Here is a 20467-nt window from a genome sequence, read left to right on the forward strand (position 1 = left end):
CACTCTAAAAGGTAACAACCTTAACTACTAATTTTGAAGTTCCAGTAATGCTATATTAAGTTACAAATATCGTATACATATGATGTGAACATAACATCTCACTATAGGAAGCTATAAAAACGGTGAATTACCATGCTTGAATGATTCCCGTTTTCAGCACCTAATCAACGTTATTTCCTTCATAAACTTCATCTTGTTCAAAATCTCTATTTTTGTTTGGTTTATTAGAGGAAAATAAAAAAACAATTAAATTAGGTTAATTGTTTTTCAAATACAAAATCTTTATTTTTTTAAATAACCTATGATATTCGAAAAGACAAATTCTCCAAATGCAAGTGGTATATAAATAAACCATAACTTTAATATTGCCTTTGTTTCTTTGTGATCAGAATCCCCCATTAAAACCAACCCTATCCTTTATTTTCAAATATTTTGATTTTATTTCCAATAATAAGAAGATTATACCATTTACAAATTTAATAGTCTATGTTTTCTAAAAATTAAATAAACATATCCCCTCAATATTCAGATAAACATAATAACTTTTTTCGTTTCATCTTCAAAGTCAATAATGGGTCCTGTTAGAATCGCTACATTACCAATCGATTAGATCCCGTGACCAATAAAATCCATCTTAAATTCTTCCCACTTTAATTTATGTAATGATATAGCAACACTAAATTTTCAACACGTGCTTAATAGATTGGGGACTTATAATGGATAAACCTCTCACTGCATTACAAACTATTATTATACATATGAATACAAATGAGCATTGGCATGATTTTATTTGTTACTGTCAGCATCGCGAAGCGGGACTTCGAAAATTAGCTTTTAAACATTTAGGGACATTTATTACAAATGTAAAAAAATGGGAATCAAAAGTTCAAGAAGAGTTTGCCATTTCGCTGTTTACTATTTTAGATGCATTAAACGAAAAAGATGAGGTCTTAACTTTCTCACTAAATAGTTTTCTAATTGACATTCTATATAGATGGACAGAAAACAACCCATTTGATTCAAGACCTTTTAGATGGATAGGAATTTATATGGACTCTAGCAATAAAGAAGACGATTTAGAAAAATTCCTTCGAAAAGCGATTGAATTAGGTGGTGATACCGAACAAGAAGCTATGATATACCTAGTTTCTAATTACATCAATACTTTAGAATTTGGCACACATGAATTCCCTTCAGGTTATTGCAGAGATTTAAGCGAATGCATAGAAAAACTTCCCTATATGCTTCAATTAATTGATAGAATTCAGAATAAGAACATAAAGGAGCAAAACATTGGGCAAATACAAGAACAACTACATCTTATTCTAGATTGGTTAAAACACACACAAACTCTAGTAGATGCCGTTCGTATATGGGAAAAAGAACAAACTAAGGAATTAGAAAAGGTCATTGTATATTATTTACACAACAGCTCAAGTCATTAATTCATCTTGTACAGAGATAATAAAGTTGTTTAAAACATAATAAAATTGTTTAAAAAACGCTAGTCATGTTATTCAACAATCGGGCTATATTAAGGAATAAATCCTTGTAAAAATTAAAAATATTTGAAATAATCATCATTAAGTTGAAGCAGAGCGATTGCAGAAAAAGGTGATACGACTTTTTCTTACTTAATAATTGCACGATAGTTAAAAAATTCAACTAATTATATTCCGAAAGGGTGTGTGTAGTATCTTATCAACTAATGTTTTTACTTATAAATCTAAGGATGGAAAAACAATAATAATTAGAGAAGCTAAAGAACAGGATGCAGAAAGAATACTAGATTCTGCTTCAAAAGCTTTAATAAACGCTCCATACATGCTAAGTACGGTTGAGGATGTAAAAAAGGTGCGTATCGATGTTATTCAAAAAACGTTAAAATCTTATCATGAAAATCCAAATTATGTACAGTTTATTGCTGAAGTTTCTGGTAAGTTAGTCGGTGCAATAGATTTTAAGAACGGAAACAAAGAAAAAATCAGTCATCAAGGGGCTTTTGCGATGAACATACTACCTGAATATCGAAATTATGGTATTGGAAGAGCTCTTCTAGAAACGTTAATCAATTGGGCTAAAAATAACAGTAAGATTGAAAAAGTTTGTCTTGAGGTAATGGAAGATAATCTAAGTGCAATCCAGTTATATAAGAATCTAGGCTTCTTTGAAGAGGGTAGAAAAGCAAAGGGTGTAAAATTGGATGGTGGCTATCAAGATTTAATATTAATGGCTTTATTCGTTTGAAATTGAACATTATTCAACAATCGGGCGCTATTGTTGAATAATGTTTAGATTTTTAAACGACTTTATTGTTATATTTTTAAGTACAGTGAAGTATCTTATATCGAAAATTAAATAACTTTATTGTCATTTTACACGTCTACCATTTTAATATAAAAAAGAGGATTTTCATACAGTACTAGAAAATCCTCTTTTTATATTTATCCCACATTAGCTTGCAGTAAAACTCCCCACTGATTATAGTTTCACTTTATTTTAATCCTTTAATTAAAGGTGACGCTTCCCCACTATGGAAAATCCATAAGTCATGAAGTGATCTCGTACATCCGACATATAGTAACTTTGCATCATGTTTTGTGTTTTTGTAATGTTCCTCATCCACATCAATTAAAAGCACCGCATCAAATTCTAAACCTTTCGCTAAATAAACAGGTACTACTGATATACCACCTTCATATTTACTTTGGTTTGCTTCAATTACGTTTACCGTTAATCCTGCATTTGTTAATTTCACATATATATCACGGCATTCATCTTCTGTTCTTCCGATTACCGCAATTGTTTTCACATCTGCATTTTGCAAATGTTTTACCGTCTTCACAATTTCAGTAAATTGATTTTCCGCATGAATTACTTTCACATCTTCTCCACTGCGGAAGACTGGTGTTGCGAGTCCTACTGGGATTTCTGCATTTTTAATTATTTCATTTGCAAATTCAATAATTTCTTTTGTAGAACGATAACTTCTTGTCAATTCATAATAACCGGTTTCTTGGAATACTTCCTTAAAAGCATTCCAATCTTCAATTCCTTGGTAATCATAAATCGCTTGCGATAAATCACCTAATATAGTGAAAGAATTACCTAATGTAATTTCTTTTAATACATAAACTTGGAAAGGCGAAAAATCTTGCGCTTCATCAATAACAACGTGATGAAACTTCTGCCCGATTTCAATCCCTGTTATACGATGATGTATGTATATTAAAGCTGGTAAATCTTCTACATACACTTCTTTTTTACGACAACTCTTTTCTGTTTCTTTAACAAGTTCTTCAGGTAATACCTCGAGTATTTCTTTACTTTTTACTATTGAACTATACAGTGAAAGAGCACTCATTTTCGGCCAAAACTTCATATATGCGTTCAGTCTCTTAGTCGCTTCTTTTTTAAGTAATTTTTTCTCGTTTGTTTCCCCGAATTTTTTAAGTTCAATTTCAATCCAGCGCTTCATTCGTCCTACTAATCGTTCTCTTCTTTTCTGTAAAGGATAATGTTTATATTCAACTTGCATCCATTTTTTAATATCTTCTACTGGAATAGTCGCTCTATCCCACGCCTCAAAATCTTTTGTCGGAACTAACTCATTTTCAAATTGGATCATTCTCTCTTCAATAAACGTCTTAAATTCCAACGTACCCTTTAATTTACCTAGCATTACCTTCTTTTCATCACGATTAATTGAAAATGCTTCTTTCAATTTTTCTTCTGTCTGCTTTAGTTTCACTGAATCATCTAACGTACGTAATGCCCAATCCGGAAACGTTGTTTGACTAATATTTCCTACACCTAATTCAGGAAGTACACTCGAAATATAGTCTAAAAACAGACTATTCGGCGCAAATACGATCATTCTTTCTGCTTCTAATTGTTCACGATATTCATAAATTAAAAAAGCAAGGCGATGTAAAGCAATTGTTGTCTTTCCGCTCCCTGCAACCCCTTGAATAAGTAATGGTAAATTTCTTTCCGCTCGAATAATATCATTTTGTTCCGATTGAATTGTTGAAACAATATCCTTTAGCTTATTATCTTTATTCTCACCTAATCGATATAGAAGAAAATCATCGGCATGCGATACATCTTCATTTCCTTTTACATATGTATCAACAACACGTTCAAGTTCTCTTTTTCGAATGGAAATGTTTCGTTTTAAATACACATCACCTTCTACTAACCCATCTGGTGATTGATAAAATGCTAATTCTTCTCCACCGGTAAATGAATAAAACATACTTGCGACAGGCGCTCGCCAATCAATAATGATTGGCTTCATCGTGTCCATATCCGAAACCCCTACTTTTCCGATATAAATCGGCATAACTTCTTCTTTTCCATCTTCCTGAAAATCTAACCTTCCAAAGTACGGCTCTTGCACACCAATACGTAAGTTTTGTCTATTAGACTCCCTCATACTTTCAAGAATTTGCTCTTTAAAATCTTCTCCATAATAAACCGGGGTTTTTTCAAGCTTATCCAATTGCTCATCCATCGTATGTAAAGTATCCTTCATTTTTTGTAACTCATCTTCAAATATGTTGCTCATTTCGACGATTCCCTCCTGTCCGTTCTAATTTTTCAGTCGAAGTATCATTGTATTAAAAACCCAATCATAAAGTCAATAGTTTCCATTTAAATTTTCCGAAAAAACTTACTTTTCATCTTTCTAATTTTAAAAGAATATGCAACATCTAAATCACAGAAATACACATATAGTATAGTGATGCATACAAAAGATACTACTTTCTATTTGTCTCCTATTTAATTTATCTATTAAAAAACATTGTAAAAATGAAAGACTTTAATCAATGGGCGTTTTACTGCCCACAAATAGTAGGATAAATAAAAGTAAAGGAGGCTCTTCAAATGAATGTCGCGAAAAAGAAACCGTTAAAGTTATATTTACTTATTTTTGTATTCACTGTTTTGGCCAGTGGGTGGATTGGGGTATTTCTAGATTCTCTTCTAACAAATCAACCTGAAGGAAACACTTTAGGTATGGGATTATGGCTAATATTACCTTTCCTCGTAAGCATTTTACTTAGAGTTATTAGCCGAGATTGGAATGATTTTGGCATCAAGCCAAATTTGAAAGGAAATTTTATATGGTATTTCACTGCACTACTTATTTATCCATTTGTTACAGTAATAACGATAAGCATATCGCTCATTTTTGGAATAGCTCATATTTCTAGTTTTGATATATCCACGTTATTGTCACTCATAGTCATGTCTACTATTGGTAACTTTATTAAAAACATTTTTGAAGAGTTTTCTTGGCGGGGTTATTTAACTCCAAAGTTGATTGAACTAAATCTAAACGATTGGTACATTTATATTATTTCTGGTTTCATTTGGGCACTTTGGCATGCTGCTTACTATCTAGTCTTTTTACCAAATGAGTATTTTGAATCTATCTCAAGATTAAATATGCTTCTATCTGGCTGTATCCTTATGGTTTGTTGGTCAATTATGTATGTTGAAATATATAGACTTACAAAATCCGTCTGGCCATGTGTTATCATGCATGCGATCGAGGATGCTGTTCCTACTGTTTTAGTTACAATAACAGGGATTATTACTCTTACAAACAGTAGTGATTTTTGGTTAAATCCTATTAGCGGGGTCGCTGCTACTGTTTTATTTCTCGGAATTGGAATCGTACTAAGAACTATAAGAATAAAAAGAGAACGACAATTATTCACACAATAAAAAGCAGATAATGAATTCGTCATTATCTGCTTTCCAATTTTTAAAACTACCTTATTATATTTTTTGATACATAAGCCAGTCACCAGAGTCTATCACTTTCTTTAACATCTTTTTATCCTGAGCGATATACACATATGCCTCAATTTCCCTATCAGCAACATATACTGTTTGCGTGATTCGATTATATAAATCAGTCTCCGCATTGCCTGTATATTCTTCTAGTTCATCTAACTTACACAATATCTCATCATTTACTACATAAATTTCTCCATACACTTGTTCTTCAATCGAATAAGTCATGGCTGGATATCCTTCGTTCGTATCAAATAATTTTCCATATGTCCAAGCTCTGTCTGCGATGCATGTTGCACCTAGCATATAATGAGCATTCGTTTGTCCTCTTCTTAACGTTCCATAAACGAAAACATGATACATAAATTCTTATCCCCTTTATATGCCTCTACTTTCTTATTTGTAAATAAGCACGAATCATAAAGTAACTCACTTCATTCGGAAGCTGTTCTTTAATAGATTTCAGACCACCATCTGCATTTTGAACGGCAGTTTCAATAAGAGATTCATACTCTGCTGAAACAAAGCTTTGCCAATCTACTTCCATTCCATCCTCATAGCAGCGAATTAAATGGTTTTCGATTGTTTGTCTTGATAAGTTACGTTCTTTTGCAATCTCATTCAAATCAATACCTTGTTTATACATTTCATATGTTTCTAAATGAGAATTTGCGGACGCTTTTCCTGACTTTTTACGCTCTGAAACTACTTCTGTCTTAATCGTTTCAGCATAATTTGGATTTTCCTTAATAAAATGCTGAACTGCTTGTAAGAAGTGCGAGCCATATTTCACAAGTTTGTGTTCTCCGATACCTTTTACCGTCAACAATTCGGAATCACTTTGCGGCATTTTCACACACATATCTTTTAATGTTTGGTCAGAGAAAATAACGAACGGAGGTACACCTTCTCCTTGTGCAATTTCTTTACGTACTTCACGAAGCACTTCAAATAAAGGATGGTCTTGAACAATTTGTCTTGTCTCTACTCGTTCTTTTCGTAAAACATTCTCTTTACCAAGTAATACTTCTTTCCCTTTTTCAGTTACTTTTAACGTCGGATAAGTGCCATGTTCAACTGCAATTAACTCGTCTGAAATTAAAAACTCAATAAACTCACTGACCTCTTTTACACTACGGTTCGATAAAAGCCCATACGTTGGTAAAGTATGAAAATTAAATTCAATAACTTTTTTATTCTTCGACCCAGTTAATACTTGCGCTATCATTTGCTTTCCAAAGCGTTGGTTGGTTCTAATCATGCATGATAAAACCATTTGTGATTCTCTTGTCACATCGATGCTCTCGCGATTGTCTGTACAATTACCACAGCGTCCACAATCTTCTTTCGGTTCTTCTCCAAAGTATTGCAAAATGAATGATTGTAAACATTGTTCTGTATGACAGTAATCGGTCATATTTTGCAATTTTTCAAGTTCATTTGAAAAACGTGATTCTCCAGTTGATTGATCAATTAAAAAACGCTGTACTTGTACATCTTGAGAAGAATATAACAATATACATGTACTATCTAATCCGTCACGACCAGCACGTCCTGCTTCTTGATAGTAACTTTCCATATTTTTTGGAAGCTGATAATGAATTACGTAACGAATATTCGATTTATCAATACCCATCCCGAATGCAGATGTTGCTACCATTACACTTACTTCATCTCGTAAAAAGAGTTCTTGTTGCTCATTTCGATCAATATCACTCATACCAGCGTGATATTTTGATACAGAAACTCCTGCCTTCATTAAATCTTCATATAACTGATCGACTACTTTTCTAGTAGCTGCATATATAATCCCAGATTCCTTTTGATTTTGACGAATATAATCCGCCAAATATGCATTTCGATCTTGCCCTTTAATGACAGAAAACGATAAGTTCTCACGCTCAAACGTTGTCATAATTGTATTTTCTTGATTAATTTCAAGTGTATTACAAATATCATCACGTACTTGCGGTGTTGCTGTTGCTGTTAATGCTAATACGAGCGGCTTTTCTGGAAGATAATCTAATATGCGATGTATATGTAAATAACTTGGACGGAAATCATGTCCCCACTGTGAAATACAGTGTGCTTCATCAATCGCAATCATAGGGATTTTCATATCGATAAGTTGGTCAACAAACTCCATCGAATCAAGACGCTCAGGCGCCACATAAAGTAACTTGTAATGTCCTTGTTTCGCTAATTGAATTCGCTGATTTGCTTCTGCAATAGATATAGAACTATTAATATATGTAGCTGAAATGCCATTCTGTACCAATGTATCTACTTGATCCTTCATAAGTGATATTAAAGGTGATATAACCAACGTCGTTCCTTCAAATACTAATGCCGGAATTTGATAACAAATCGACTTACCGCCACCCGTTGGCATGATACAAACCGTATCTTTCCCATCTAGTACATTTTTAATTGTTTCATCTTGTCCTCTTCGAAACGAAGAATAACCAAAGTAGGACGCTAAAAGTTCTTGTGCTTTAGTAAACAAAAAAGAGTCACCTGCTTTTCTTTATCTTTCATCTACTTCTATTATATCAATCACTTATGCGACTTGAAAGGGATGATTAGATGCTTATTGTTTTTTCATTATTCTATGTTTCTTCACTTATTTAATATGAATTAGCATCATTATTTTATATGTTTTACAACATTTATAACGTAAATCCAGTACACAAGAAGAAAGAGTTTCAATTTAAATGTTCATTTTATTTCCCTTTCTTGAATACTACTAATCGTATACATATAAATTCAGGAGGTTACTATATGAAACATCGTAATATGAGGTCCATCACGGCAAAAACGAAAACAAAACAACTCCAATTCTCTAATAATGATGCGTGGAAATATGAATCATACTATAAGTATCAGCCATTATTCTCTTATAAAAAGCTTTTTAATTTTCTTTCTCAACTTTTTAAACGTTAATATATGCCCAAAAAATATATTATTCACAGAAGTTATAGACTTACTACAATTGAGTTGTTAACATATATAATAATCTGTTGGATAAACCCCTTAAGTTGACCTGCTTATATTAGCAGGTCTTTTTCATGATTACATACTTCTGTGTACCTCGATCTCACTTCCAAGTCTTTTCTCCATTTTATAACCATATTTAACTCCCAACAATTAATGATAATCATAAATTGTTGGGAGTTAAATTGTTCGTATATAATTATGCAATTCTTCTTTCTCAATACACAAAACACATTTTACTTGTTACTATAAAAGTACTCCAGATGAGTTTTTTGCTCATCGACATTATCTAGTTATTGGGATCTGCCGCGGGAAGCAGGTCCCTTTGACTGTATGAAGGTCCCAATTTCATTTGGACACATTTACCAGGTTTTTTCAAAAGAATTTTATGATAATATTACGTAGTCGAGTCCGACATCTCGGCAATACCCTTTTGAGGGTCTGTAACTTCCCTTGCAGACCCTCTTTTACTTTATATTCAAATTATTCATATATATCACAACATCATTCATTGAATTTCTCCATTTCAAATTCCCTAAAAATAATCTAGGACACGGAACTAAAAATAAATCTTCATCATACTTTGAGTTATACATGTTCAAAGGAGTGTTACTATTTATGTATTCTTATTGGCAATCGTATTACTCTCCCTACCATAACCCTTATGTAAACTATGATTTATCCGTACGGAACTACCGAATTAGTAAAAATGAGAATTTTTTAAAAGGATATATGCGTTCTTTATGGGAACAACACGTCGCTTGGACGAGATTGGCTATTATAAGTATAGTATTTAATTTACCAGATGTTAACGTTACTGTTGGACGACTTCTACAAAACGCAACACATATGGGACTATCACTTGAACCATTTTACGGTGAAGATGCAGTAAAAAAATATAGTGCATTAATTAAAGATCACTTAGTAATTGCAGCGGATCTTGTTAAAGCGGCAAAAGCTGGTAATCAAAATGCAGCGGCCGCTATAGAGAAAAAATGGTACGCTAATGGTGACGCAATTATTGAATTTCTTAACAGTATCAACCCATATATAGATAAAGAAGAATTTAGAAAAATGTTTTATGAACATTTAGCACTAACGAAAGCAGAAGCACTTGCCTTCCTAAATAAAGATTATGAAGCAGGAGTAAAACTTTACGATAAAATTGAAAAAGAAGCATTAGAAATGGCTGACATGATAACAAACGCAATCGTAAAACAATTCCCGCAAGTCTTTCAATAAAGTGAAACTTTAATCAGTGAGGGGTTTGTTCATCCCCCACTGATTATCAGCTCTCACCAATCGGCTTATTTAGTTTTCTCTCCATGATATTTCACCTCTCCTCTTTACATTTAGCTTATATCGATATATTTTATTAATATCCGTTTTTTATAGGAGGAAATAGTTTGATTAACGCGATTGGTCTCGTTTTTATACTTACAAATAAACACGAGAAAAAAAAGAAAGTTTACTTAAATGAAAAATTTGCACTAATAGATATTATTGATTCTAAAGAAGTATTTGATGATGAAGGGAATCCTTTAGTAGAACTAACATGTAAATACAGTATATATTTAGATGAAAAATATTACTGTAAATCTCTCGATGATTATACCGGACAAGTCTTTCCTTTCTTAAGTGCAAAAATAGGAAAAGGTCTTCTAAGAAACTTAAACTACTACTTTTCTTACGTTGATGCCTATGATAAGAAACCACCAGTTAAAGAAATAAGACCACTTATGAAACAAGTAACTAACAGATAGCCAAAAATACCAAAAAAAGAAAGCATCTAACCCTGGATGTTTTCTTTTTTATTAAAAACTCATTAACTTTCATCCTCTTCTAAAAGTATGTATCCAAGCATATTTTAAATTAAAAACATTGGAGGATTAGAGTGAATGAAATACTCAGAAACAATTATAAGCAAACGACTTCGAATACTTAAAATGACGGGTATGTTTTTCATGCTAGTGTTAATAGCATGGATTGGCTATACAAAATTACTTTATGAAAACGGCTTTCTTCAAGAAAAAAAGAATTCAGTAGAAGTAATGAACACTAGCATTACAGGAGAAATAGAGCAGCTTTTTCATATAAACTTGCAAGGTTATCGAAAAACAAGCCTTGATGCTGTTATAGAAGCCAGTAAAACCGATCCAAGTGAACTATCCTTAATTGAACTAGTCAACAAATCCTGCTCGCGAGATTGCATAGGTGAACCAGTTACATATGTAAACTCAAACAATGGATATATCTTTTATAAGGAATCTAATGGAACTAATGTAGCTATAACGGTTAAAAAGAAAGACACATGGGTAATTGTAAAGAAATCTGTTCAAAATGGAATATAATCACCCCAAAAAAGAGTACGCATCGTACTCTTTTTTATTATTAATACCCTTCCTCTTCATGCCTACAATGGCATTTCGCTTTTGTTTTACAATGACATTTTTCACACTCACACTTCGGTTTCTCTTTGCAACAACACTCGTGAAAATCATTGCGCTTACATCTACATCTCCCAAACATTAAATCATCCCAAAATTTATTACAATCTTGAAAATGTCCACAATGACAAGTATTTCTCATAAATATGCTTCCTCCTTGATAGAATTCATCATATTCTATGTTTGAAAGTATACAAAGGCTTGTTTATTAGTCTATTTTCTCCATATTATAAGTAGAGTTAAAAGATTAAATAAAAATAAAAACCGTCACATGACGGCTCTTATTTTTGCAAACTACTCTTTTGTATAAAAATATTTAATTCCTTTCATATCTAACCAAGCAGTCGCTTTGTCCAGTTCGTTCCCTTGACGATAATCTGTTTCGAAATACACAAGCCCTTGGTTATCTCCACGAGATATTATTTTAGAAGTATATCCAAGCTTATCCATCATTTGAATCATGTCAGAAATTAAATTTACACCAAATTCATAAGTAACTACTTTGTTATATTTATTCACTATAATTCCAACCCCTTCTTGTTTTTTTATCGGCTCAACAATTTGATTTGTAAACCAAGCTAACGGCTTATTTCCAATCAGCTTATTTAAATCACACTTGCCGATACCAGCCACATTGCCTGTCTCTGTGTATTGCCAAATATCACATGGATACGCCGGTTTGTTACCACCATAACGAGGAATCCATACAAAATCACAATTGACATTTGCCATTCCAAATGGAGCATGCATATGATGAGCAATATATAAACCGACTTTCTTAGCTCCTAATCTGCGTAATTCATCAATAAAAGCTTGTGCACCCGCTCTCATATCGTTCATTGTTCTTACTTCTACGTCAGCTACCCAAACTGTTGCATTTTTATCACCACGGTTCCAAAAGTCTCTTGCTTCTATCCGTGCATCCTCTACTGAAACGAAACGACAGAACGCATAATTACCAAACGGAATATTCCTTGCTTTCATTGCTTGTACATAATTTTTATATAAAGGATCTACATAGTTTGAACCATCTTGCACACGTGCAATTACGAAATCTAATTGTGGTGCTGCGATATCCCAGTTAATGTCGCCATTCCATTTCGAAATATCTACAATATAACCCATTATTTAACATCTCCTTTTTCATTATTATATTCAAAGCTTGTTTTTTTGTTATTATCAACTAATAAATAGTATGAGAGGTATTATATTATTGGGTAATAATTTAAAATTCGGCTTATGTATTGAGAAAACAAAATATTATTACGGGTTTAATAAGTAAAGATTTACAAAACTCTAAACTATATAAAGTGAAACGATAATTAGTAGGAGGCTACGAGCAGTGTAATTCCCACCTAATTTCTTAGCTTCATCCGAATTTTGAGGTGAGAATTTTACTTCCCGCAAATAGCTTGATAAATAAAACCACCTTTCTGACAGGTGGTTTTGTGTACTAATTTACATATAAATTGTCCATATTTTTATAGTTACTTAATATACTTGTTAACTAAAAATAAGACAATTTTTAGTTTTTAATCAAACCAATTTTCGTTTTATCTCACGTACTCATAGTACCATTTACGTGCATCTAACCAAGCTGTAAATTTATCGATATTCCCGGACGGATAGCCATTCGTTATAGCATAACCAATGTCATCTTTTTGAACGACAATTTGTCCATCAATACCCGCATCAACCATAGCTTGAGCCAAAGCTTGTAAATTACTAAATGCTACACCACCAGTTTTTACTTTGAGCAAATTCGCTTCACCTCCTCCAGTTTGTCCTGTAAGAGCAAATACAATAGAATTAGCGATTTTATCAACATTCCATTTTGCCATGTCGGATTCATTATCAATAAATCCTAATTCAATAAGAATAGCCGGTGCCTTCGTTCCATTTAATACTGCTAAATCTGTACGTTGTTTCGCACCTCGATCACGCCATCCAATATCTTTTGCTAGTTGAGCTGAGATTTTAGCCGCCAAATCTTTCTGATCATAATATAAAACCTCAACACCCTGTCCATTTCCATCACTTGCATTAAGATGAAAAGAAATAACTAAATCCACAGCATGGGAATTGCTATTCCGAATGATATTATTTAAATTTTGTGATTGAGTTGCCCCTACCTCGTCCGTATCGTCATAAACCGTGTGTCCTAGGGCTCTTAACTTAGCCGCCACGGCATCTTTAACTTGCCTATCTAGAACGTGTTCTTTCCGATTCCCGAAATTAGCACCTTGAACAATACTATTGTGTCCTCCGTGCAAACTATATCTAGCCATTATTCATCAACATCTCCTTTCTTAATATCTTATTCAAAACTTGTCTTATTGCTATTCCCACTTGCAATCTTAACTGTGCCCATACGTCCTACATTTTCTAAAAGTGACGCAATTTGTTTTCGATATAAAAAAGCTATCGCTTCATAAATCGAATGATTTATTCTCTAAATTACTTTTACATGAATGACGACACGAACAAAAAAGCATCACCCTTTCGGCGATGCCTAAAAACTCTATTTTACTTTTCAGCTCCCTAAATAAATAGAGTTTAAAATCACTGAAACTACACCTATATTTCCTCCCCTTCCTTCACAGCTTCTTTCAACCTCTGCAACATATACCCAATCCCTTTACACCCCTCTAGCGGATATGTAATCATTTCTTCTGGATATAACTTTGTCACTACTTTTTTATGCTTCTTCCCTGCTAATAAGACGATTTCGTCAAACTGTAGTAAACTTTTATCTACCATCTGTTTTTGTAATTGCTCTATACTTATTACCTCATCGCTTTTTGAATCAAATGCAAGATCATAGTTTTCTAATACAATATCACTTGGTCTTAAAAATCCATGTTTCGCTGATAATATAACCCAGTTTTCGAAAAACATAGTTGCGTACGCCTGACATGCTTTTCCGAACGGACTAATATATACATCTTTTGCTTCCATCGGTCCGTAGTCTGAATGTTTATCCCAAATTTTCTTTTTTCCACATGGAATTATACATAGCCTTTTCATATATATTTCTACTCCCTTTACTTTGGTAAATAAAATTCGTTATTTTGTACATTTTTCTCTCGAAATACTATATAATAATTCTGAAAGTTTAAATTACACATTTTACCATATACGTACTATAGATTACTCTCATTGCAAATATTATAATACCATAAAAATTTTTCATTTTTTCTTCAAAATAATGAAAGTAAATTATAATACTAGCATGTAGTAATAAAACAATAAAGGAGGTTCATAAAAATGAAAAATATTATCCCTGCACTATTAGTCTATTTTATCGTTTGCGTTATTTCCGTTATCATCCCAGCATCTGAAGGCTATAATTATGTCGGCTGGAAGTTATTTGTTGGGCAAGTGTATGCGATACCTATTTTCTTCATTACTACGATAATCACATTTTATATAAACAAGAAAAAATCTTACGAATAAACGATTATAAGGATAGCTAACGCTATCCTTATTTTAATTCGTTAATCAAAACTTTATATCCTTTCTTCTAAAAAGTTAAACGCAGTTCCTCCGAAATCCAGCTCTCTAATTTTGAAACAGATTCAATATTTTTTCAAAAAGCCCCTGTAATTTACTTTTCAATACTTCCATATCATTAAGCATACACAATGCGACTGTTTAAAAGTTAAAAATTTCTGCTTATTATAAATAAAAAAGGACAAGTAGCCAATCTGACTACTTGTCCTTACTGTTCATCTGTACGCAATACGATTAAGCTTGGAATGCTTCTGTTAATACTGGTACGATTTGTTTTTTACGAGATACAACACCTTTTAAAGTAGCTGTATTGTTTTCTAGTGATACGTTGTATGCTTTCTCAACAACGTTTGCTGCTTTACCGATTGCAAGACCGACAGAATCGTTAGTTAAGATATCAGTTACAACGAATAAGAATAGGTCTAAACCTTTTTCTTCTACTACTGCAGAAATTACTTTTTCAAGTTCCGCTTGGTGTACAAGAACGTCGTTTGTATCAACAGCGTTTACTTGTGCGATTTCAACTTTCGCATTACCCATTTGGAATTCTTTAGCGTCAAGAGAGATTAATTGCTCCATTGTTTTTCCGCTTAAGTCAGCACCAGCTTTTAACATTTCTAAGCCGTAGTTATCTGCATCTACACCAGCGATTTCCGCTAATTCACGAGCAGCTGCTACGTCTTGTTCTGTGCAAGTTGGAGATTTGAATAGTAAAGAATCTGAAATGATTGCAGATAACATTAAACCTGCAACTTCTTTACGAATTGTTACGCCATTTTCTTTGTACATTTTGTTTAAGATTGTAGCTGTACAGCCAACTGGCTCACAACGATAGTATATAGGATCGCTTGTTTCAAAGTTAGCAATACGGTGATGGTCAATAACTTCTAACACACGAACTGATTCGATATCGTTAGCACTTTGTTGACGCTCGTTATGGTCAACTAAAATAACGTTGTCCACTTCGCTTGCTACTGTCTCAACAAAACGCGGTCCTTCTACTTTAAAATAGTCTAACGCAAATTGAGTTTCACCGCTGATTTCGCCTAAACGTACAGGCTCAGCATTCATTCCTAATTCTTTTTTCAATTCTGCATAAGCAATTGCAGAACAAATTGCATCTGTATCTGGGTTTTTATGCCCGAAAACTAGTACTTTTTCCATGTTTTCCACCTCTTCATGAAAAGGATATCTTAAAGAAGCAAATATGACAATATTTAAAGCATATTTTTTTATAAATAATTGCACTTTCTTCTATATTTTTCATCATTTTCATAAAAAAAATCATCTAAAATGAATTAGATGATCGAAATGTATGTTTCAATTAAAATAGTGTAGGAGCTTGCACTACATTGTTAAAAGCGAAATTTGAGGATAAGCCATTATTCAAAAGGTTTACATCTATAACTTGATAAAACGCATTTCCAGTGTCTGCAATTTCCCAAACAGCTAAAATAAGATGGTATCCACTACGGTCAGTTGGTACATTCGCTTCGTGCGTTACTGTTGTTCCTGGTCTAGCTCCACCGTCATTTTTCACATAGAATGGCACTAAATCTAAATCTGATCGCGTCAAAGGTTTATTGGGATTCCAACCTTTTTTCGTAATATAGTATTTCCACTCTTTCGTACTATGAGGAGCCGTTAGTTTCCACTTGAATGTATTCGTCCCGCCATTTAACGTAACTTTCTTCCACCTATCTACAGTTTGAACATCTAAAGCGGGAAAATGACCAGCCCCTGCAATTTGTCCATCAGAAGGTCCTAGTTGCGGAAATCCACCTATTCCTTCTACGCTTTGAGGTTCATATTGAATCGGTCCACAATTTACATTTACCCCTTGCTTACATAAATAAGATCGGCTCGCTGGTGATTCTACATATCCATGAGCTGAAGCCTTTTCTGAAAATCCAAATGTTAATAATCCCGTAAGTAATACGCCACCACTTAAAATAACTTTCTTCATCTTTTGTAAACTATTCTTTTTCATTCTTTCATCCCCTTCCCATAATAAAGCGAAAATAACTATAGTTGGCTAGTCATCTTCTCTACATTTATTATAAGACGAGAATCATTACTAAAAGAACCCTCTAAAAACTTTCTCAAATTCATTTAGTGCGTTAATTAGATTATAATTAACTATTTTAACACCGCCAGAAAAATATAGACGGTGTTAAAAATAGTCGTTTATTATTCACTTACTAATAATTAAGCACTCTCCCCGTTTGATTATACCTTAAATGTTTTTATAATAAATAACCGTAGCACCTAACTTTCCATTCAGAGAAATTGCATACCCTGGTATTGTTCCAACTTCTTGGTAGTCTAGTGATTTGTACAATTTATTGGAAGGATCTCCTTCTCTTGTATCTAATACTAAAAGAGACCTGTTTTCTTGCTTTGCTCGTTCCTCTGCTTTTTGCATAAGCGCTCGTCCAATACCGTTACGTCTAAAGTTTGGATGAGTCATTAATTTGCAAATCTCAGCTCTATGAATTCCGTTAGGCTTTGTAACTAACTGTAATTGAATACTCCCTGCTACTTCGTTGTTTATTTTAGCCACATACAATATCACTTCTGGCGCTAATACTGTTTGCCAATACTTTGTTGCATCTTTTTGTTCCAGTGGAGGCAAAAAACCAATTGATGCCCCATCATTTACAACCATTTTCAAAAGTTTCGAAAGTTCTTCTATATCATTTTCTAGTTTCTTAATTTCTTCAATTACTAAATTTCGCATTACTTTTCCCCCTTTTGTTTCATTGTAACAATTTTTAAAGAAGGAATAATGAAATAATAAGAGGAATTTATAGTAAGATATGATTTTTTGTGAAAGGATAACGATATGAAATATATATTAGATAGAACATACGCAAAAGAATTACTCGAATGGGCATATGAACAAAACCCGGGCCCTTGGTTTGAACATTCACTACATGTTGCTCATGCAACTGAAAACATAATTATAGAACTTATAAAAAAAGGGTACAAGCTAGATGCTGACATAGCATATAACGCTGCCCTTTTGCATGATATCGGAAGATACAAAGGTTTTACCAAATCGGTCATTCATTCCTATGATGGTTATATGTATATGAATGATTTAGGGTATACAGGAAACGCTGTTATTTGTGTGACACACTCATTCCCATGCAAAAATGAACATATAGATATCGCAGCGGAATGGAGTCTCGTTCCTGACCATATGAGAAGCCGGTTAGTTGAAATATTAAATGAACATTGTAACTACGATTTATACAATAAAGTAATTACTCTTTGTGACGCTCTTGCTGATGCGGATGGCTTTACTACGCTGGAAAGAAGATTAATTTCTGTTGGTTTGCGTCATGGTACAACATCTCATACATCTTTACATTGGAAAGGGTTTTATGCGATTAAGAAAGAATTAGAAGCTTTAATCGATAAGAGTATATACACAGTTCTTCCTGATGTAGAAAAATCTATTTATGAAGATATAGAATATTAAATTGAAAACGATAAAAATTTGTATGTATGTTTCTAAACAGAAAAACAAAACAAAAGCCATTGATTATATGAAACAATTGAAGCTTTTTACAAAACCTTAAAACTAAATAAATAGTTGTTATTTCTCATTCCTACTAAATTTAAAATTCTCCCATTATTGTATAACCATAAATTGAACCCATCCTAGATAATTTTTATACTCAAATTTAATTTCACATAAAAAACGTTTTAAACATAAAGTTTAAAACGTTTTTTTATTCAATGCTTTTGATTTTTCAGTTCTGTTAAACACTCTTGCACTAAAGTTACCGCTTGACTCATCGCAGCTCCGCCAGCAAATGCTGCTGAAACACCACATGCTTCCAGAATCTCTTTATCCGAACATCCTTGATCAAGACAACCTTTTGTATGATAAATTGTACAATACTCATCTTGCGTTGCTAAACTAATTCCTAATGCAATAAGTTGCTTTTCTCTTTTTGTTAAAGCACCCTCTTGAAAACAAGCTTGCGTGAACGCATTATATGTCTCAGCGATTTCAGGAATTTGATTTGTAAAACTACCTATACCTTCTTTATAATGATGTAGAATATCATTTATCGAACTATGTTGCTCATGTTCCATCTTATTCCCTCCAGTCATATTATCCATACTTATTGTAGTATGTGATAATATGGAGGTAATATACCTTCTTTTAAATTAAGAATTTTCAGTTAATTTAAGTTATAATTTTAAATTATCATCTACAATAACTTTTTCTCTAGAACTTTTTCTTTCAACCTCTTTACTTCTTTCTTCCCAAAATGTTAATCCTTCAATCCCCACATTTTTAGGATTAAATACTGGATCTTTCCCTTCTTTTTTCTGCGTTTCATAATCTTTTAACACTTTTAATGCGGTTTTACTTAAAAGTAAGATTGCGATTAAGTTTAACCATGCCATACTACCGATTCCTAAATCTCCAAGATTCCATAAAAGCGACGCTGATTCAACGCTACCGATGTAAACCATAATTAAAAATCCAAATTTTAAAACTGGTTTTAACCAGCCATACTTCAGTTGACGATCTAAATAAGTAAGTGTTGTTTCAGCGATATAGTAGTAAGCGAGTAACGTTGTAAATGCAAAAAAGAAAATCGCAATTGAAATAAATATTGGACCAAACCCTGTTATCACAGTTTCAACTGCTTGTTGTGTATAAATTGGACCAGCTTCCACATTTCCTATGTTTTGTACAATGGTGGTTTTCCCTTCAGGTATAACATTGTACATACCTGTTATTAAAATCATAAGAGCTGTCGCTGTACATACGACAATTGTATCGATATATACGGAAAACGCTTGAACTAATCCTTGTTTTGCGGGATGCGATACTTCAGCAGCCGCCGAACTATACGTCGCTTCTCCGACACCAGCAACGTTTGAAAATACAGCGCGTTTTACGCCCCATGCAATAGCTGCACCAACAATTCCACCAAACATTTCATTTACACCAAATGCGCTAGAGAAAATTAAAGCAAACATACTTGGAATCTCCGTTACATTCGCAATTAATATGATACATGTAACAATTACATAACCAATTGCCATAAATGGAACAAGCATTTGAGAAACGCCAGCAATTCTCTTTACACCACCAAAAATAATTGCTGCTAGTAACAAGACTAAAAATATACCAGTTATATATTTGCTAATACCATTAGAGTTTTCAAATCCAACTGCGATACTACTAGATTGAATACCTGGTAATAAAACGCCATATGAAAGTGTTACAACTACTGCTACAATGACTGCAAACCATTTCATTTTCAAACCTTTCTCAATGAAATATGGAGTACCGCCGCGATATTCATTCCCTATTTTACTTTTGTATACTTGAGATAATGTTGATTCTACAAACGCGCTCGCTGCCCCTAACAAAGCCATTACCCACATCCAAAATACAGCTCCAGGACCGCCGAAAGCAATTGCTGTCGCTACCCCTGCAATATTACCAATTCCAACTCTTCCTGATAAGGCTAAACAAAATGCCTGAAAAGATGATATTCCCGTCTCTGAACTCTTTCCTTCAAATAATAGTTTAATCATCTCTTTAAAATAACGGATTTGCAAAAAGCGTGTTGCAATCGTGAAATATACGCCTGCCCCTAATGCAAAAACAACTAAACCGATACTCCACACTTGCCCTACTAACCATTCTACTAAATTCTCCATCCAAA

The 20467-nt window shown here is 33.1% G+C and carries 21 protein-coding genes; 9 read left to right on the forward strand and 12 right to left on the reverse strand.

From position 1 onward, the window contains the following. Positions 1–716: 716 nt before the first annotated feature. Positions 717–1445, forward strand: coding sequence for a hypothetical protein (locus tag NST86_RS14115; protein WP_144575655.1), 729 nt, complete (start codon positions 717–719; stop codon positions 1443–1445). Between the two features lie 241 nt (positions 1446–1686). Beyond that, complete coding sequence (locus NST86_RS14120) at positions 1687–2247, forward strand: GNAT family N-acetyltransferase (protein WP_170964354.1); 561 nt, start codon at positions 1687–1689, stop codon at positions 2245–2247. Positions 2248–2494: 247 nt separating this feature from the next. Here the strand turns inward: NST86_RS14120 and NST86_RS14125 are convergent, their stop codons facing one another. Beyond that, the gene (locus NST86_RS14125; protein ID WP_016118059.1) at positions 2495–4570 is read right to left on the reverse strand and encodes a HelD family protein; all 2076 of its coding nucleotides are present in this window, start codon (positions 4568–4570) and stop codon (positions 2495–2497) included. Between the two features lie 320 nt (positions 4571–4890). Here NST86_RS14125 and NST86_RS14130 point away from each other — a divergent pair, with 320 nt between their 5' ends. After that, a complete protein-coding gene (locus NST86_RS14130; RefSeq protein ID WP_016118060.1) occupies positions 4891–5736 on the forward strand; it encodes a CPBP family glutamic-type intramembrane protease in 846 nt (281 codons plus the stop codon). 54 nt (positions 5737–5790) lie between these two features. Here NST86_RS14130 and NST86_RS14135 read toward each other — a convergent pair whose 3' ends face one another. Then, a complete protein-coding gene (locus NST86_RS14135) occupies positions 5791–6171 on the reverse strand; it encodes a gamma-glutamylcyclotransferase family protein (protein WP_000274905.1) in 381 nt (126 codons plus the stop codon). A 25-nt stretch (positions 6172–6196) separates the two neighbouring features. After that, on the reverse strand, positions 6197–8314 hold the full coding sequence (gene recQ, locus NST86_RS14140) for a DNA helicase RecQ (protein ID WP_000494268.1): 2118 nt from the start codon (positions 8312–8314) through the stop codon (positions 6197–6199). Positions 8315–8589: 275 nt separating this feature from the next. On the opposite strand from recQ, the gene NST86_RS14145 reads away from it, so the two are divergent. From NST86_RS14145 to NST86_RS14160, 4 genes are all read left to right on the forward strand, one after another. Continuing rightward, a complete protein-coding gene (locus tag NST86_RS14145) occupies positions 8590–8751 on the forward strand; it encodes a hypothetical protein (protein WP_000682736.1) in 162 nt (53 codons plus the stop codon). A gap of 669 nt (positions 8752–9420) precedes the next feature. Then, positions 9421–10044, forward strand: coding sequence for a hypothetical protein (locus NST86_RS14150; protein ID WP_000287727.1), 624 nt, complete (start codon positions 9421–9423; stop codon positions 10042–10044). Positions 10045–10208: 164 nt separating this feature from the next. Continuing rightward, the gene (locus tag NST86_RS14155) at positions 10209–10565 is read left to right on the forward strand and encodes a hypothetical protein (protein ID WP_000606231.1); all 357 of its coding nucleotides are present in this window, start codon (positions 10209–10211) and stop codon (positions 10563–10565) included. Positions 10566–10700: 135 nt separating this feature from the next. Beyond that, positions 10701–11153: a hypothetical protein gene (locus NST86_RS14160; protein WP_000877574.1), complete on the forward strand. Its 453-nt coding sequence runs from the start codon at positions 10701–10703 to the stop codon at positions 11151–11153. Here the strand turns inward: NST86_RS14160 and NST86_RS14165 are convergent, their stop codons facing one another. The 4 genes from NST86_RS14165 to NST86_RS14180 form a co-directional block, all read right to left on the reverse strand. Then, entirely contained in the window at positions 11154–11327 is a 174-nt protein-coding gene (locus NST86_RS14165; protein WP_000503012.1) for a hypothetical protein, read from the reverse strand. 216 nt (positions 11328–11543) lie between these two features. After that, positions 11544–12374, reverse strand: a complete 831-nt coding sequence (locus NST86_RS14170) for a GH25 family lysozyme (protein WP_016118061.1) — start codon at positions 12372–12374, stop codon at positions 11544–11546. Positions 12375–12802: 428 nt separating this feature from the next. After that, a complete protein-coding gene (locus NST86_RS14175; protein WP_016118062.1) occupies positions 12803–13537 on the reverse strand; it encodes an N-acetylmuramoyl-L-alanine amidase in 735 nt (244 codons plus the stop codon). Positions 13538–13826: 289 nt separating this feature from the next. Beyond that, complete coding sequence (locus NST86_RS14180) at positions 13827–14276, reverse strand: DUF6884 domain-containing protein (RefSeq protein ID WP_000824872.1); 450 nt, start codon at positions 14274–14276, stop codon at positions 13827–13829. A 240-nt stretch (positions 14277–14516) separates the two neighbouring features. Between NST86_RS14180 and NST86_RS14185 the strand changes: the two genes are divergently transcribed. Next, complete coding sequence (locus NST86_RS14185; protein WP_000789486.1) at positions 14517–14705, forward strand: DUF4017 family protein; 189 nt, start codon at positions 14517–14519, stop codon at positions 14703–14705. A 291-nt stretch (positions 14706–14996) separates the two neighbouring features. Here the strand turns inward: NST86_RS14185 and ppaC are convergent, their stop codons facing one another. The 3 genes from ppaC to NST86_RS14200 all read right to left on the reverse strand — a co-directional run bounded on the left by ppaC (position 14997) and on the right by NST86_RS14200 (position 17502). Beyond that, entirely contained in the window at positions 14997–15926 is a 930-nt protein-coding gene (ppaC, locus tag NST86_RS14190; protein WP_000416865.1) for a manganese-dependent inorganic pyrophosphatase, read from the reverse strand. A 160-nt stretch (positions 15927–16086) separates the two neighbouring features. Next, the gene (locus NST86_RS14195) at positions 16087–16752 is read right to left on the reverse strand and encodes a lytic polysaccharide monooxygenase (RefSeq protein WP_000742279.1); all 666 of its coding nucleotides are present in this window, start codon (positions 16750–16752) and stop codon (positions 16087–16089) included. Between the two features lie 246 nt (positions 16753–16998). Further along, on the reverse strand, positions 16999–17502 hold the full coding sequence (locus tag NST86_RS14200) for a GNAT family N-acetyltransferase (RefSeq protein WP_016118063.1): 504 nt from the start codon (positions 17500–17502) through the stop codon (positions 16999–17001). Between the two features lie 105 nt (positions 17503–17607). Between NST86_RS14200 and NST86_RS14205 the strand changes: the two genes are divergently transcribed. After that, positions 17608–18249, forward strand: a complete 642-nt coding sequence (locus NST86_RS14205; protein ID WP_016118064.1) for an HD domain-containing protein — start codon at positions 17608–17610, stop codon at positions 18247–18249. Between the two features lie 257 nt (positions 18250–18506). On the opposite strand, the gene NST86_RS14210 is transcribed toward NST86_RS14205, so the two are convergent. Both NST86_RS14210 and NST86_RS14215 read right to left on the reverse strand, forming a co-directional pair. After that, complete coding sequence (locus NST86_RS14210) at positions 18507–18899, reverse strand: carboxymuconolactone decarboxylase family protein (RefSeq protein ID WP_001999958.1); 393 nt, start codon at positions 18897–18899, stop codon at positions 18507–18509. 72 nt (positions 18900–18971) lie between these two features. Then, positions 18972–20462: an alanine/glycine:cation symporter family protein gene (locus tag NST86_RS14215; protein WP_000429511.1), complete on the reverse strand. Its 1491-nt coding sequence runs from the start codon at positions 20460–20462 to the stop codon at positions 18972–18974. Positions 20463–20467 lie beyond the last annotated feature (5 nt).

It is taken from the genome of Bacillus sp. FSL L8-0199, assembly GCF_038005705.1.
Classification (GTDB): Bacteria; Bacillota; Bacilli; order Bacillales; family Bacillaceae_G; genus Bacillus_A; species Bacillus_A cereus.

Excerpts from the sequence above, each read along its gene's own strand:
- NST86_RS14125 (WP_016118059.1), bottom strand. The coding sequence starts at position 4,570 with ATGAGCAACATATTTGAAGATGAGTTACAAAAAATGAAGGATACTTTA.
- NST86_RS14215 (WP_000429511.1), bottom strand. The coding sequence starts at position 20,462 with ATGGAGAATTTAGTAGAATGGTTAGTAGGGCAAGTGTGGAGTATCGGT.
- NST86_RS14185 (WP_000789486.1), top strand. The coding sequence starts at position 14,517 with ATGAAAAATATTATCCCTGCACTATTAGTCTATTTTATCGTTTGCGTT.
- NST86_RS14200 (WP_016118063.1), bottom strand. The coding sequence starts at position 17,502 with ATGCGAAATTTAGTAATTGAAGAAATTAAGAAACTAGAAAATGATATA.
- NST86_RS14160 (WP_000877574.1), top strand. The coding sequence starts at position 10,701 with ATGAAATACTCAGAAACAATTATAAGCAAACGACTTCGAATACTTAAA.
- NST86_RS14130 (WP_016118060.1), top strand. The coding sequence starts at position 4,891 with ATGAATGTCGCGAAAAAGAAACCGTTAAAGTTATATTTACTTATTTTT.
- NST86_RS14145 (WP_000682736.1), top strand. The coding sequence starts at position 8,590 with ATGAAACATCGTAATATGAGGTCCATCACGGCAAAAACGAAAACAAAA.
- NST86_RS14195 (WP_000742279.1), bottom strand. The coding sequence starts at position 16,752 with ATGAAAAAGAATAGTTTACAAAAGATGAAGAAAGTTATTTTAAGTGGT.
- NST86_RS14210 (WP_001999958.1), bottom strand. The coding sequence starts at position 18,899 with ATGGATAATATGACTGGAGGGAATAAGATGGAACATGAGCAACATAGT.
- NST86_RS14205 (WP_016118064.1), top strand. The coding sequence starts at position 17,608 with ATGAAATATATATTAGATAGAACATACGCAAAAGAATTACTCGAATGG.
- NST86_RS14115 (WP_144575655.1), top strand. The coding sequence starts at position 717 with ATGGATAAACCTCTCACTGCATTACAAACTATTATTATACATATGAAT.
- NST86_RS14170 (WP_016118061.1), bottom strand. The coding sequence starts at position 12,374 with ATGGGTTATATTGTAGATATTTCGAAATGGAATGGCGACATTAACTGG.
- NST86_RS14175 (WP_016118062.1), bottom strand. The coding sequence starts at position 13,537 with ATGGCTAGATATAGTTTGCACGGAGGACACAATAGTATTGTTCAAGGT.
- ppaC (WP_000416865.1), bottom strand. The coding sequence starts at position 15,926 with ATGGAAAAAGTACTAGTTTTCGGGCATAAAAACCCAGATACAGATGCA.
- NST86_RS14150 (WP_000287727.1), top strand. The coding sequence starts at position 9,421 with ATGTATTCTTATTGGCAATCGTATTACTCTCCCTACCATAACCCTTAT.
- NST86_RS14135 (WP_000274905.1), bottom strand. The coding sequence starts at position 6,171 with ATGTATCATGTTTTCGTTTATGGAACGTTAAGAAGAGGACAAACGAAT.
- NST86_RS14180 (WP_000824872.1), bottom strand. The coding sequence starts at position 14,276 with ATGAAAAGGCTATGTATAATTCCATGTGGAAAAAAGAAAATTTGGGAT.